This window comes from Kocuria oxytropis (assembly GCF_040981195.1).
GTDB classification, from domain to species: Bacteria; Actinomycetota; Actinomycetes; order Actinomycetales; family Micrococcaceae; genus Kocuria; species Kocuria oxytropis.
Genome location: NZ_JAVFXA010000003.1, coordinates 108,086 through 121,002 on the forward strand (window position 1 = coordinate 108,086; position 12,917 = coordinate 121,002).

At 73.7% G+C, this 12,917-nt stretch carries 13 protein-coding genes and 1 riboswitch; of the genes, 7 read left to right on the top strand and 6 right to left on the bottom strand.

Annotated features, from left to right (window positions below; translation table 11 throughout):
• The first annotated feature begins 54 nt into the window (after positions 1 to 54).
• Positions 55 to 585, top strand: a complete 531-nt coding sequence (locus QYM41_RS04435) for a TetR/AcrR family transcriptional regulator (RefSeq protein WP_368798534.1) — start codon at positions 55 to 57, stop codon at positions 583 to 585.
• 195 nt (positions 586 to 780) lie between these two features.
• Complete coding sequence (cspE, locus tag QYM41_RS04440; RefSeq protein WP_017832155.1) at positions 781 to 987, top strand: transcription antiterminator/RNA stability regulator CspE; 207 nt, start codon at positions 781 to 783, stop codon at positions 985 to 987.
• A gap of 299 nt (positions 988 to 1,286) precedes the next feature.
• On the opposite strand, the gene QYM41_RS04445 is transcribed toward cspE, so the two are convergent.
• Positions 1,287 to 1,583 (bottom strand): hypothetical protein, encoded by a 297-nt coding sequence (locus QYM41_RS04445; protein ID WP_298586670.1) that lies wholly within the window; start codon positions 1,581 to 1,583, stop codon positions 1,287 to 1,289.
• 423 nt (positions 1,584 to 2,006) lie between these two features.
• Positions 2,007 to 2,132: riboswitch (SAM riboswitch) on the top strand.
• 13 nt (positions 2,133 to 2,145) lie between these two features.
• On the opposite strand from QYM41_RS04445, the gene QYM41_RS04450 reads away from it, so the two are divergent.
• Together QYM41_RS04450 and QYM41_RS04455 are read left to right on the top strand one after the other, a co-directional pair.
• Positions 2,146 to 2,415, top strand: a complete 270-nt coding sequence (locus QYM41_RS04450; protein ID WP_368798535.1) for a hypothetical protein — start codon at positions 2,146 to 2,148, stop codon at positions 2,413 to 2,415.
• A 10-nt stretch (positions 2,416 to 2,425) separates the two neighbouring features.
• A complete protein-coding gene (locus QYM41_RS04455; protein WP_368798536.1) occupies positions 2,426 to 2,809 on the top strand; it encodes a PIN domain-containing protein in 384 nt (127 codons plus the stop codon).
• Between the two features lie 3 nt (positions 2,810 to 2,812).
• On the opposite strand, the gene QYM41_RS04460 is transcribed toward QYM41_RS04455, so the two are convergent.
• Entirely contained in the window at positions 2,813 to 3,982 is a 1,170-nt protein-coding gene (locus QYM41_RS04460; protein WP_368798537.1) for a glycosyltransferase family 4 protein, read from the bottom strand.
• 168 nt (positions 3,983 to 4,150) lie between these two features.
• On the opposite strand from QYM41_RS04460, the gene QYM41_RS04465 reads away from it, so the two are divergent.
• On the top strand, positions 4,151 to 5,785 hold the full coding sequence (locus QYM41_RS04465; RefSeq protein WP_368798538.1) for a cell division protein PerM: 1,635 nt from the start codon (positions 4,151 to 4,153) through the stop codon (positions 5,783 to 5,785).
• Here QYM41_RS04465 and QYM41_RS04470 read toward each other — a convergent pair.
• Positions 5,689 to 6,180: a hypothetical protein gene (locus QYM41_RS04470; RefSeq protein WP_368798539.1), complete on the bottom strand. Its 492-nt coding sequence runs from the start codon at positions 6,178 to 6,180 to the stop codon at positions 5,689 to 5,691. The two genes, QYM41_RS04465 and QYM41_RS04470, sit on opposite strands and share 97 nt — an antisense overlap.
• Before the next feature lie 60 nt (positions 6,181 to 6,240).
• On the opposite strand from QYM41_RS04470, the gene purN reads away from it, so the two are divergent.
• Both purN and purH read left to right on the top strand, forming a co-directional pair.
• Positions 6,241 to 6,822, top strand: a complete 582-nt coding sequence (gene purN / locus QYM41_RS04475; protein ID WP_368798540.1) for a phosphoribosylglycinamide formyltransferase — start codon at positions 6,241 to 6,243, stop codon at positions 6,820 to 6,822.
• Between the two features lie 78 nt (positions 6,823 to 6,900).
• A complete protein-coding gene (gene purH / locus QYM41_RS04480) occupies positions 6,901 to 8,511 on the top strand; it encodes a bifunctional phosphoribosylaminoimidazolecarboxamide formyltransferase/IMP cyclohydrolase (RefSeq protein WP_368798541.1) in 1,611 nt (536 codons plus the stop codon).
• Between the two features lie 159 nt (positions 8,512 to 8,670).
• Here purH and QYM41_RS04485 read toward each other — a convergent pair whose 3' ends face one another.
• The 3 genes from QYM41_RS04485 to QYM41_RS04495 form a co-directional block, all read right to left on the bottom strand.
• Positions 8,671 to 10,893 (bottom strand): NADP-dependent isocitrate dehydrogenase, encoded by a 2,223-nt coding sequence (locus tag QYM41_RS04485; RefSeq protein ID WP_368798542.1) that lies wholly within the window; start codon positions 10,891 to 10,893, stop codon positions 8,671 to 8,673.
• Between the two features lie 188 nt (positions 10,894 to 11,081).
• Positions 11,082 to 11,594 (bottom strand): Hsp20/alpha crystallin family protein, encoded by a 513-nt coding sequence (locus tag QYM41_RS04490; RefSeq protein WP_438612546.1) that lies wholly within the window; start codon positions 11,592 to 11,594, stop codon positions 11,082 to 11,084.
• 129 nt (positions 11,595 to 11,723) lie between these two features.
• Positions 11,724 to 12,818 carry a Gfo/Idh/MocA family protein gene (locus QYM41_RS04495; protein WP_368798544.1) on the bottom strand — a complete coding sequence of 365 codons (1,095 nt, stop codon included), beginning with the start codon at positions 12,816 to 12,818 and terminating at the stop codon, positions 11,724 to 11,726.
• Positions 12,819 to 12,917 lie beyond the last annotated feature (99 nt).

Here is a 12,917-nt window from a genome sequence, read left to right on the forward strand (position 1 = left end):
GCGCCGGCCTGCGTCACATGGTGTCACCAACCTTCCGGTTGGTAAAGTCTGGGCATGAACTCCTCCACCCGAGACCGCATCCTGGACGGCGCCCTCGAGCTCGTGCGCAGCGGCGGCACCGTCTCCCTGGAGTCGGCCGCGCGCCGGGTCGGGCTGAGCAAGCCGGGGGTGATGTACCACTTCCGGACCAAGGAGGCGCTCATGCTCGCCCTCGTGGACCGGGTCCTCGACGGCTGGGACGCGGAGATGTCACGCCGCCTGTCCGCCCCGCCGGAGCAGGTGCCCGCCGAGGAGCGCGTGCGGGCCTACCTGGACTGGTGCCTGTCCGGTGAGGTCGACGAGACCGACCTCGTGATGCTCACCGACCAGCGGCTGCGGGCCACCCTCAAGAAGCACTGGGTGGAGCGGATCGCCCCGTGGGTGGACCTGCCCGAGGACCTGCCGGTCGAGCGCCGCGCCCGGCTGCTGGCCGTGCGCCTGCTGGCCGACGGCGTGTGGTTCGCCGACGCCGCGGACGTCTTCGCCCCCGACCCGCAGGAGCGGGCGCGGGTGCGCGAGGTCGCCGACGCGCTGCTGGCGGGCTGAGCCGGGTGCCCCGGCTGGCGTGGTGGGGCATCTCGTGTAGAGTGGTTCGCAGTTGTTGAGGTTCGTTTTTGTCTTTCAAGCAGTTCGGCCCACTCGGGTGCAGCAGTTTTTCTGAGAAGACGTTTTCCATGCATCGCAACTGTCGTGTTTCTCGAACGTCGGGAAACGTTCATCTCATGAAGGATCAGGTCTCCCATGACTACCGGTATCGTCAAGTGGTTCAACGCTGACAAGGGCTTCGGCTTCATCACCCCCGAGGACGGCTCCAAGGACGTCTTCGCCCACTTCTCCGCGATCAACTCGAACGGCTTCCGCTCGCTGAACGAGAACGACCGCGTCGAGTTCGAGACCCAGGACGGCCCCAAGGGCCCCCAGGCCGCGAACATCAACGTCATCTCCTAGGGATCCGTCGCGGGCCTCGGCCCGCCGATCCTCGAGAACCGCCGCCGGGCTCTGCCCGGCGGCGGTTCTGTCGTCCCTGCCGTCGTCCCCGGCCCGTCGTCCCCGGCCCGTTGCGCTCGGCACGGACGGCCCGGCCCGGACGGCCCGGCCTGGCGCGGACGACCCGGCGCAGTCGACCGTGGACGTTCCTGCCGTCGTGCCTCCGGGTGGAGGGCGGCGCCGGAGCCGGACCCGGAGGCCGCGCACGAGGAAGGCCGCAGCCCGACGGGCTGCGGCCTTCCTCGTGTCCTGCCCGCCGGCTACGCCGACAGCGGGAGGGTCGAGGGGTGGAGCTTGAAGAACGGGTGCCGTCCGGTCGCCGCGAGGGCTCCCGGGACGAGGAGCTGGCGGTACTTGGCGCACCATTGCGCGGTTCCCTCGGTGTGCTCCGCCGCGGCGGCGAGATCGTCGGCCTCCGGGCTCAGGTACTCCTGCACGTCCCCGTCGGTCGACGTGAGACGGACGAGGTGCAGATCGGGGAGGGCGGTGACGGTCACGTCGATCCACTCCTCGCGCTGGTCGGTGGTGATGGCTGTTCTTTCTTCGGACATGGTCATGTTTTCTCCTGACGTTCTTGCAGGCATCCGATGGCGTTGCCCGCCGCTTCGTCATCCGATCCACCCGGGAACATCGGGTTGGCGCGCAGCGGGTCGGAGCCTCTCCGCGAGCCCGCCGGGGATCATCGATTCCCGGCCGAGCACGCGGACGCCGCATCTCGAGAAGCAGATCCAGGCTACCCCGCGGCTCCGACACCGGGGAAAGCGGACCGTGAGTTGTGTCACGAAATCGTCATGCTGGGTCCGTCCTCGGGTCCGTCGCCGGTGTTCCGGGACCATTCCAGCGCAGGGATGTGTCGCCGAGGTGTCGTGGCGGTGACGCCCCGGGGAAGACCGCCGCACGGCGGGCGGGACCCGGGACGCCGGCCCGCCGTGCGGTCCGGTGCGCCCCGCGGCACCGCCGATGTGGTTGAATGGCACCAGCTTCAAGAGACCCGGTCGGCAAGCTCCGACTTGACCGGGCACCAACCCCATGTTCACGGGTGGTTCGGATGACGAAGCGGCTCGCACCACCGCCGCGGCGGTGACCGGTGCGAGCAAGAGCGCACGAAGGATCACGGTCATGTCCGACTCCCGCACCCCTGTCAGCACCGCCCGGCCGGGCGCGCACCCCCGCTCCGTCCCGGCCACGGGGGACCCCGCCCCCGCCGGCCCGGTCCGCGGCGTCCCGGGCGCCGGCGACCCCGCCGGGAGGGCTCCGGCCGGCGGCGTCCCCGCCATCAGCGCCTCCGCCATGAGCATCGAGGACTACGCCCGGGTGGTGCAGACCCGCACCGAGTTCGTGGACTTCCTGCTGGCTCCGGCCCGCGGGGAGCTCGCCGCCGCGGCCTGAGGGCCCCGTCGTGGACCTGCTCCTGGACCGCTCCGTGCTGCTCGGCGTGCGCACGCCGGAACGCTGCCCCGGACTGGCCGGGGTGCTGCGCCGGCAGGGCCACCGGCGGCTGTTCCTGCCGGCCACGGTGCTCGGCGAGCTGCTCGCGGAACGGCCCGACGAGACGCAGTGGGCGGAGCAGCTCGAGCTGCGCTTCCCCGGACGGGTGCTGCCGGTGGACGCCGCCGTGGCCCGGGCCTGGGCGGGGCTGACCGCGGCGGGCACGGCCGACCCGCTCGCCGGTCTCACCGCGGCCACGGCCGTGGTGCACGGACTGACCGTGCTGACCGTGGAGCCGGAGCGGTACGCGGGCACCGGCGCGCCCGTGCTGGACGCGTCCCCCGGCCGGCGGTAGCCCTCAGGCGGCCCGGCGGCCGCGCGGGCCGCGTCCCCGGACCGGCAGCTCCACCGCCCGCTCGTAGTGCTCCAGCAGCTGTCCCACCAGCACGTCCCACGTCCGGCCCTGGACCGCCGCGTGCGCGGCCGCGCCGAACGCGGCCCGCTTCGCCTCGTCGCCCAGCAGGTCGGCCACGTGCCCCCGCAGCGCCCCGAGATCGCCCGGGGGATAGAGCCAGCCCGTGCGGGACCGGTCCACGAGGTCCAGGGGTCCGCCCCGGCCGGTCGCGACCACCGGCACGCCCGAGGCCATGGCCTCCTGGATCGTCTGGCAGAAGGTCTCGAACTCGCCGGGGTGGACGAACACGTCCAGGGAGGCCATGATCCGGGCGAGATCGGCGCCGCTGCGCCGCCCCGTGAAGTGGGCCTGCGGGAGCCGGCGGCGCAGGGCGTCCTCCTCCGGGCCGGAGCCCACCACCACGAGCTGCGTGCCGGGCAGGTCCGCGACCGCGGCGAGGTCCTCGACCTGCTTCTCCGGGGCGATCCGGCCCACGTAGCCGACGATCCTGCGGCCGCCGGCGACCTCCTGCCGCCACCGCTCGTCCCGGTGCCGCGGGGAGAACCGGACGGTGTCCACCCCGCGCCGCCACAGGTGCACGTCCCGCACGCCGTGCTCGGTGAGCTGCCGGACGGCCGAGGTCGAGGGCGCGAGCGTGAGCGTCGCGAGGTTGTGCATGGCGCGCACGTGCCCCCACAGGAGCTGCTCGAGGAAGGGTGCGCCGTAGGTGGCGGCGTAGCCGGGCACGTCGGTCTGGTAGACCGCCACGCACGGCACACCGAGCTGCTGGGCCGCCACGATGGCCCGGCGCCCCAGCACGAACGGGGAGGCCACGTGGACCACGTCGGGGCGGAAGCGCTCCAGCTGCCGTCGCACCCGGGCCACGGTCCCCCCGGCCACGCGCACGGCCGGATAGCCGGTGAGGGGAACGGCGGGCAGCCGGTGCACCGGCACCCCGTCCAGGTCCTCGACCACGTCCTCCGTGAGGCGCCCGAGGGGCGCGGGGTCGTAGGACGGCGCCACGACGACGACGTCGTGGCCCCCGGCGGCCAGCTGCTCGACGACCCGCAGCACCGAGTGGGTGACCCCGTTGAGGTGGGGGAGGAACTGTTCGGCGACCACGGCGACTCTCATGGGGCCGAGCCTGCCCGGGGCGGGAGACCGGACGGGAAGCGGCGCGTGGCCCCCCGGTGAAGGCGCCGTGAAGCCTCTGCCAGGGGGGCGGGCGTGGGAAGATGGGCGGTGATGAACTCCCTCGGCTCCTCTTCCCCCGCCGCACGCCCCGACCGCAGGGACGTGCCGATGCCCCTGTGGCTGCAGGGCGTGCTGGAAATCGGCTCCGTGGCCGTGGTGTCCTACCTGCTCGTCCTGCTGACCGTCCTCATGGTGTGGCTCGCCGACGGCTTCGACACCCTCGGCCTGGCCGGCGGGTTCGTGCTCTCGGGGCACGTCTGGCTGCTCGCCCACCTCACGCCCCTGCAGGTGGCGCTCGACCCGGGCGCGGGGCTGCCCGCCACCACCGGCACGCTCAACCTCGTGCCGCTGGGGCTGACCCTCGTCCCGTTCGCGCTCGCCTGGCAGGCAGGGCGCCGGCTGGCGCGCGCCTGCTGGGAGGGCCAGTTCTGGCAGCCGTACCTCAGCGGCCTCGCCGTCTACTCCGCGATCGGGGCGGCGGCCGCGCTGCTGTTCACCGGGGAGCAGGTCTCGGCGAGCCCGGCGGCGGCGGCCGTCTTCCCGCTGGTGCCCGTGGCCCTGGGCGGGTTCGTGGGCGCGTACCGGGCCTCCCGCTCCCTGCCCGGGCTGATCGGCGTCAACGCCGCCGCGTGGGTCGAGCGCACGAGCCAGTACTCCCGCTGGGCCGGGTCCTACGTGTGGTCGGTGCTGCGCGCCGGCTTCGTCGCGGCCGTGGCCGGGGTCGGGGCCGGGGCGGCACTGCTCGCCGCCGCCCTGCTCTGGAACTGGAACGACGTGGTGGGCGTCTACCAGCGGCTGGGCACCGGGGTGCCGGGGGACACCGCGCTGACGGCGCTCCAGCTCGGCTACCTGCCCAACCTCGCGGTCTACGCCCTGGCCTGGTCCACGGGCGCGGGCTTCGACCTCGGCTCCGGGACCCACGCCTCCCCGCTGGGCACCGACCCCGGGCCCGTGCCGCTGCTCCCCGCCCTGGCGGCGCTGCCGCCCGCGGAGCTGCCGTCCTGGGCGCTCGTGGTGGTCGTCCTGCCGGTGCTGGCCGGCGTCCTCGCCGGCTGGTGGTTCCTGCGGGAGGGGGAGAACCACCTGGACGACTGGATGGCGCTGCGGCTGCCCGCCCGCTGGATCACGTTCCCGCTCTCGACGCTGCTGACCGGGGTCCTCGTCGGCGCGGTCGCCGGCGTGCTGATCATGCTGCTGAGCTGGCTGGCACACGGTTCGCTGGGGCTCGGCCGGCTCACGGACGTGGGACCCGACGGCCCCGCCGTCCTGCTCCTGTTCGGCGCCGAGGTGGCCGTCGGGGCGGCGGTGGGCTGCGTGCTGGGACCGTGGCTCGAGCACGAGCCGCCCTTCGCACCGCTCCGCGGCGCGGAGTCCGGCGAGGACGGCTCCCGGGCCGGCCGGCGCGAGGCCCGGCGGCGGCGCCGGGCGGAGGCCGCGGCACGGCGCGCGATGCGCTCGGCCGGCCGGCGGAGCCCCCGCACGGTGCCGGACACCGACGACACCGTCGACACTGAGGACACCGGTCCTGGGCGCGACGGCACCCGGCGGAACGGGGGCGGCCGGGACGACACCGGCCGGGGCGAGGCCGGCCGGGACGACGGGCTGCGGGACGCCTCCGGGCGCGCGGGAGCGGGCCCGGAGGCGGATCAGGGACGGGCCGGGTCCGCCGAGGCGTTCGACGTGGACGCGGCCGAGGCGCCCGCGCCCTCGGACGCCGGAGCGGCCGGGCCGCCGGAGAGGTAGCTCCAGATCCCGTCCTCGAGCTCCTGCTGGCACTGCGCCGCCCCGGACAGGGTGAGGGTCCCGGCGACGCACTCCTGGTAGGCCTCGGCCACCGGCCACAGGGCGAGCCGGGCACCGCCGGCGAGCAGGCTCAGCGCGCCCAGCACGATCGCGGCGACCGCGCTCAGCACCAGCAGCCGGCGACGGTCCGTCCCGCGGGAGCGCACGAGGGCCGCGATGCCCAGCCCGATCCCGGCGGCCGCCAGCACCACTCCCGCCACGGTGGGCCACAGTCCGGCCCCGACGAGCACGAGGGAGACGGCCGCGCACACCAGCCCGCCTCCTGCCGTGCGGGTCGCGGCGGCGCGTCGTGCGTCCGCGGGGGCTGCCTCGGGGCTCGGGCGGGGAGGGGTCATGCCCTTCACTCTAGGGCACCCCGGGCACCGGCCACCGACCGCCCGACTAGACTCGACGGCATGCGCATCGTGGTCATGGTCTCCGGCTCCGGCACCAATCTGCAGGCGGTCCTCGACGCCGTCCGGGAGGGCCGGATCGACGTGGAGATCGCCGCGGTGGGCGCGGACAAGCCCTGCACCGGCCTCGAGCGGGCCCGGCAGGCCGGGATCGAGACGTTCCTCGTCCGGCCCGGCGACCACCCGGACCGGACGCGGTGGAACCGCGCCCTCCAGGAGGCGGTGGCCGCCCGGCAGCCCGACCGCGTCCTCTTCGCGGGCTTCATGCGGATCGTGGACCCGGCGTTCGTCGAGGCGTTCGCGGGGCGGATCATCAACACCCACCCGTCCCTGCTGCCCTCCTTCCCCGGGGCGCACGCGGTGCGGGACGCCCTCGCCCACGGCGTGAAGGTCACCGGCGTCACGGTCCACGAGGTCGTCGCCGACGTCGACGCCGGTCCGATCCTGGCGCAGGCCGCGGTGCCCGTGGAGGAGGAGGACACCGAGGCCTCGCTGCACGAGCGGATCAAGGCCGCCGAGCGCGAGCTGCTGGTGCGGACGCTCGGGGCCACGGCCCGGCGGGCGGCCCTGCACGACGCCCGGTGAGCGGGGCGGGCGCGGGTCCGTAAAATGGTCCCGGCGGATCCCGCCGTCCACCCCGACCCCGAAACGCTTGGAGACCCCGTGAGCCCCACCCAGCTTGACCGCGTGCCCATCAAGAGGGCGCTGGTGTCCGTCTACGACAAGACCGGGCTGGAGGGCCTCGCCACGGGGCTGCACCGGGCCGGCGTCGCGATCGTCTCCACCGGTTCGACCGCTCAGCGGATCGCGGCCCTGGGCGTGCCGGTCACGGAGGTCGCGGACGTCACCGGTTTCCAGGAGTGCCTGGAGGGACGGGTCAAGACCCTCCACCCGCGGGTGCACGCGGGGATCCTCGCGGACCGCCGGAAGCCGGAGCACATGGACCAGCTCGCGCAGCTGGAGATCGAGCCGTTCGACCTGGTGGTCGTGAACCTGTACCCGTTCGTGGACACCGTGCGCTCCGGTGCGGGCCAGGACGAGGTCGTCGAGCAGATCGACATCGGCGGGCCCTCGATGGTCCGGGCCGCCGCGAAGAACCACGCGGCCGTGTCCGTGGTCGTGGATCCGGCCGGCTACGACGAGGTCGTCGAGGCCGCGGCCTCGGGCGGCTTCGACCTGCGGGCCCGCCGCCGGCTGGCCGCCGCGGCGTTCGCGCACACCGCGGCCTACGACACCGCGGTGGCGACCTGGACGGCGCAGCAGTTCGAGCGGGACGAGGACGCCAACTTCTGGCCCCCCTACGCCGGCCTGGCCCTGCAGCGCTCGGCCGCGCTGCGCTACGGCGAGAACCCGCACCAGAAGGGCGCGCTCTACGTGGACGAGGCCGCGACCCCCGGCATCGCCCAGGCCGACCAGCTGCACGGCAAGGAGATGTCCTACAACAACTACGTGGACGCCGACGCCGCGCTGCGCGCCGCCTACGACTTCGACGAGCCGGCCGTGGCGGTCGTCAAGCACAACAACCCGTGCGGCCTGGCCGTGGCGACTCCCGGCGCGGAGGACCCGATCGCCGACGCCCACCGCAAGGCCCACGCGTGCGACCCGCTCTCCGCCTACGGCGGCGTGATCGCCGCCAACCGGACCGTGACCCGGGCCATGGCCGAGACCGTGCGGGACATCTTCACCGAGGTCGTCGTGGCCCCCGGCTACGAGCCCGAGGCCCTGGAGATCCTGCAGGCCAAGAAGAACATCCGCCTGCTCGAGCTGCCCGAGGGCTTCGAGCGCGACGTCCTCGAGTACCGCCAGGTCTCCGGCGGCGCGCTGCTGCAGGTCTCGGACCGCCTCGACGCCCCCGGCGACGACCCCGCCGGGTGGACCCTCGCGGCCGGCGCCCCGGCGGACGAGCAGACCCTCGCCGACCTCGCCTTCGCGTGGAAGGCCCTGCGCGCCGTGAAGTCCAACGCGATCCTGCTCGCCGACCACGGCGCGTCCGTGGGCATCGGCATGGGGCAGGTCAACCGCGTGGACTCCTGCCGCCTGTCCGTGGAGCGGGCCAACGCCCTCGGCGCGGACGGCGCCGAGCGTGCGCGCGGCGCCGTCGCGGCCTCGGACGCGTTCTTCCCGTTCCCGGACGGTCTGCAGGTGCTCCTGGACGCCGGGGTGCGGGCCGTGGTCCAGCCCGGCGGCTCCATCCGGGACGAGGAGGTCGTGGCCGCGGCCGAGGCCGCCGGCGTGACGATGTACGTCACCGGGGCGCGGCACTTCTTCCACTGACCCGCCTCTGCGGCGGCCCGGCGCACCGTCTCGGCGCACCGAGTCAGCGCACCGGCGCAGCCGCCCGGCACACGGCAGCGGCCGCACCCCCCGGAGGGGGTGCGGCCGCTGCCGTGTCCGCTGCCCGAGCGATCGGCCCGCGCAGCGCATCCGCTCAGCTCACGCGCTGAGCGAGGAGAGGACCCGGTTGAAGGTCTCCGAGGGGCGCATCACCGAGAACGTCTTGGCGTCGTCCGGGCGGTAGTAGCCGCCGATGTCGGCGGGCCGGCCCTGCACCGAGAGCAGCTCCTCGTTGATGGCGTCCTCGTTCTCGGCCAGCTGCTCCGCCACGGAGGCGAAGGCCTGGGCGAGCTCGGTGTCCTCGTCCTGGCGCGCCAGCTCCTGGGCCCAGTACAGGGCCAGGTAGAAGTGGCTGCCGCGGTTGTCGATCTCGCCGACCTTGCGGCTGGGGGACTTGTTCTCCTCCAGGAACGTGCCCGTGGCCCGGTCGAGGGTCTCGCCGAGGATCCGGGCGCGCTCGTTGTCCGCCGTGGTGGCCAGGTGGTCGAGGCTCGCGGCGAGGGCGAGGAACTCGCCCAGGCTGTCCCAGCGCAGGTGGTTCTCCTCGACCAGCTGCTGGACGTGCTTCGGCGCGGACCCGCCGGCGCCCGTCTCGAACAGCCCGCCGCCGTTGATGAGGGGGACCACCGAGAGCATCTTCGCGGAGGTGCCCAGCTCCAGGATCGGGAACAGGTCCGTCAGGTAGTCGCGCAGCACGTTGCCGGTGACCGAGATGGTGTCCTCGCCGCGGCGGATCCGCTCGATCGAGAACGCGGTGGCCTCCTCGGGGGACATGATCTCGATCTGCAGCCCCTCGGTGTCGTGCTCGGTGAGGTACTCCTCGACCTTGGCGATGAGGTTGGTGTCGTGGGCGCGGGTGCGGTCCAGCCAGAACACGGCCGGCGTGGCGGAGGCCCGGGCGCGCGTCACGGCGAGCTTGACCCAGTCCCGGATGGCGACGTCCTTGGTCTGGCACGCGCGCCAGATGTCGCCGGGGGAGACCTCGTGCTCGATGAGCACGGTGCCCGAGGAGTCGACGACCTGGACGGTGCCCGCGGCGGGGATCTCGAAGGTCTTGTCGTGGGAGCCGTACTCCTCGGCCTTCATCGCCATGAGGCCCACGTTCGGCACCGAGCCCATCGTGGTCGGGTCGAACGCGCCGTGGGCGCGGCAGTCGTCGATGACCACCTGGTAGACCCCGGCGTAGGAGCTGTCCGGCAGCACCGCGAGGGTGTCGGCCTCCTCGCCCTCGGGGCCCCACATGTGCCCCGAGGTGCGGATCATGGCGGGCATCGAGGCGTCGACGATGACGTCGGAGGGCACGTGCAGGTTGGTGATGCCCTTGTCGGAGTTCACCATGGCGAGCTTCGGGCCCTCGGCGAGACCCTTGTCGATCGCGGCCCGCACGTCGTCGCGCACGTCGGCCGGCAGGGCGTCGAGGCCGTTGAGGATCGCGGCGAGCCCGTTGTCGGAGCTCAGCCCGGCCTCCTCGAGGGCCGCGCCGTGGGCGGCGAAGAGCTCGGGGAAGAACGCCTCGATGACGTGGCCGAAGATGATGGGGTCGGAGACCTTCATCATGGTGGCCTTCAGGTGCACCGAGAACAGCACGTCCTCCCGCTTGGCGCGCTCGACCTGCTCCGCGAGGAACGCGTCCAGGGCCGCGGCACGCATCACGGTGCCGTCGACGACCTCGCCGGCCAGCACGGGCACGGACTCCTTGAGCACCGTGGTGGTGCCGTCCTCGCCGACCAGCCGGATCGTCAGGACGTCGTCGTCCTCCATGACCACGGACTTCTCGTTGTCGCGGAAGTCGTCCCGGCCCATCGTGGCGACGTTGGTCCGCGACTCCGAGGTCCACTCGCCCATGCGGTGCGGGTTCTTGCGGACGTAGTTCTTCACGGAGGCGGGGGCGCGGCGGTCCGAGTTGCCCTCGCGCAGCACGGGGTTGACCGCCGAGCCCTTGACCTTGTCGTAGCGGGCCCGGGTGTCCTTCTCCTCCTCGGAGCGCGGCTCGTCCGGGTAGTCCGGGAGGTCCACGCCCTGCTCCTGCAGCTCCTTCACCGCGGCCTTGAGCTGCGGGACGGAGGCGGAGATGTTGGGCAGCTTGATGATGTTGGCCTCGGGCTTCTTGGCCAGCTCCCCGAGCTCCGCGAGGGCGTCGGCCACCCGCTGGTCCTCGGGCAGGCGGTCCTCGAACGCGGCGAGGATGCGCCCGGCGAGGGAGATGTCGCGGGTCTCCACCTCGACGCCGGCGGTCGAGGCGTAGGCCTCGATGATCGGCTTGAACGAGTAGGTGGCGAGCAGGGGCGCCTCGTCGGTGCGGGTGTAGATGATCTTGGCCATGTGCGGGCAGTCTCCCAGGATGTCGTCGGATCGGTGGTGGTGCTTCCTGGTGCCAAGATACCCGAGGCGGTGGCCCGCCCGCTGTCGGGGCGGTGGCCGGGGGCGGGCCGGGCACGACGGCGGGCCCGCTCCCGGGGCGGGAGCGGGCCCGGTGCCGTGGCCTGCCGGCGGGCGGTGGCCCGTCGGCCTCAGCCCTCCGTGGACTGGGTGGAGTCGGTCCCGTTGACGAGCTCGCCCTCGCCGATCACGCGGTCGCCGGAGCCCTCCCGGCCCTCGCCCAGGGCCTGCTGATCGCCCTGGCCGGAGACCACCTGGATCTTGCGCGGCTTGGCCTGCGCGGAGACGGGGATCGTCACCGTGAGCACGCCGTTGTCGTAGTTCGCGGCGATGCCCTGGATGTCGATGCCCTGGCCCAGGTTGAGCTGGCGCACGAACGAGGAGCTCTGCCGCTCCCGGGTGATCCACTGCACGTCCTGGACCTCGGGCAGCTTGCGCTCGGCCCGGATGGTCAGCAGCTGGCCGTCGACGTCGACGTCGACGCTCTCGGGGTCGATGCCGGGCAGGTCCGCCCGCAGGATGTACTGGTCGCCGTCCCGGTACAGGTCCATGGGCATCTCGCGCAGGCCCTGGCGGGCGAACAGCGAGGCGGCGAGACGGTCGAAATCGTTGAACGGGGTGAACATGGTGGCCACGCCAATCATCTCCTCAACAGATGAGCAATGTCTCCGACATTTAGTTGAGTCCGATCAACTCAACTGTGTTCCATGATAGGTCCGTGTCCGGGTGTCTTCAACAGCTCTGCGGGCGCATCGCCCAGGGCGAACCGCCCGTCAGCGGGCGTCGTGGGGATAGCGCACGCCGATCCGCTCCCGCACCCGGTCGAAGAGCTCCGCGAGCTCGAGGGAGTCGGCCCACGGGACGACCGGGGACTCGAGCAGGCCCTGCTGCACGCAGCGCGTGGCCTCGCGCATCTCGCCGACGTACCCCGCGCCCGGCACGTCCACGTGCTCCACCACGGGCGCGGCCCCGCCGCGGGCGCCCGCGGCGGTCTGGAGCACCAGGGTGGTGGGGCAGTTGATCCGGCCGTCGACGCGCAGCCAGCCCTCCGTGCCGCTGATCGTCACCTGGTGGGGGACCGTGGCGGAGAGGGTGCCGCTCACGTGGGCCCGGCCGTGCCCGTAGTCCAGGGTCAGGGCGGTGTCCACGTCCACGTCCGTGGCGCCGAGCTCGGCGCGGGCGCTCCAGCGCTCCGGGGCCCCCAGCACGGCCGAGGTCCAGGTCAGGGGGTAGACCATCATGTCGAGCAGGACCCCGCCGCCGTCGGCCCGCCGGAACAGCCGGTGCTCCGGGTCCAGGGCCCGGTGCATGCCGATGGACCCCTCGACCGAGCGCACGCGGCCCAGCCGGCCCTCCCGCACCCAGCGCATCGCGGTGCGGAAGCCGGGGGTCGCGCGGGTCCAGACCGCCTCCATCAGGAAGACGCCGTGCTCGCGGGCCATGCGGACGAGGTCCCGCACCTCCGCCGCGGTCATGGCGAGCGCCTTCTCGCACACCACGTGCTTGCCCGCCCGCAGCAGCGCCGAGACGTCCCGGTGGTGGTAGCCGTGCGGGGTGGCCACGTAGACGATCTCCACCTCCGGGTCGGCCGCGAGACGGTCCAGGCCGGTGGTCGTGGCCGTGCTGCCGTAGGCCCGCTCCACCCCGTGCCGCCGGGCGAAGTCCTGGGCGCGCTCCTGGTCCCGGGAGCTCACGGCCACGAGCCGGGCGTCGGGCAGCGCCGCGATGTCCGGGACCACCTTCTCCGCGATGTCCGCAGTGCTGACCACGCCCCAGCCGAGCGTGCGGCCCGTCGCGGTGCCGGGGTCGTCCAGGTGGGCGGCGTCGAGGGAGGCGTGGACGAAGGGGCTGAGCGTCTGGGCGGGCATGGGCGCATTCTGCCACGCCGGTCCGGTCGTGCCGGCGGGCCTGGCGTGCTGCCGGGCCGCTGCCGTGCTGCCGGGCCGGTCGTGCCGGCGGGCCTGTCG

Bases quoted from the DNA above. Each gene is read 5' to 3' on its own strand.
- QYM41_RS04435 (WP_368798534.1), top strand. From the start codon at position 55: ATGAACTCCTCCACCCGAGACCGCATCCTGGACGGCGCCCTCGAGCTC.
- cspE (WP_017832155.1), top strand. From the start codon at position 781: ATGACTACCGGTATCGTCAAGTGGTTCAACGCTGACAAGGGCTTCGGC.
- QYM41_RS04445 (WP_298586670.1), bottom strand. From the start codon at position 1,583: ATGACCATGTCCGAAGAAAGAACAGCCATCACCACCGACCAGCGCGAG.
- QYM41_RS04450 (WP_368798535.1), top strand. From the start codon at position 2,146: ATGTCCGACTCCCGCACCCCTGTCAGCACCGCCCGGCCGGGCGCGCAC.
- QYM41_RS04460 (WP_368798537.1), bottom strand. From the start codon at position 3,982: ATGAGAGTCGCCGTGGTCGCCGAACAGTTCCTCCCCCACCTCAACGGG.
- QYM41_RS04465 (WP_368798538.1), top strand. From the start codon at position 4,151: ATGCCCCTGTGGCTGCAGGGCGTGCTGGAAATCGGCTCCGTGGCCGTG.
- QYM41_RS04470 (WP_368798539.1), bottom strand. From the start codon at position 6,180: ATGACCCCTCCCCGCCCGAGCCCCGAGGCAGCCCCCGCGGACGCACGA.
- purN (WP_368798540.1), top strand. From the start codon at position 6,241: ATGCGCATCGTGGTCATGGTCTCCGGCTCCGGCACCAATCTGCAGGCG.
- QYM41_RS04485 (WP_368798542.1), bottom strand. From the start codon at position 10,893: ATGGCCAAGATCATCTACACCCGCACCGACGAGGCGCCCCTGCTCGCC.
- QYM41_RS04490 (WP_438612546.1), bottom strand. From the start codon at position 11,594: ATGATTGGCGTGGCCACCATGTTCACCCCGTTCAACGATTTCGACCGT.
- QYM41_RS04495 (WP_368798544.1), bottom strand. From the start codon at position 12,818: ATGCCCGCCCAGACGCTCAGCCCCTTCGTCCACGCCTCCCTCGACGCC.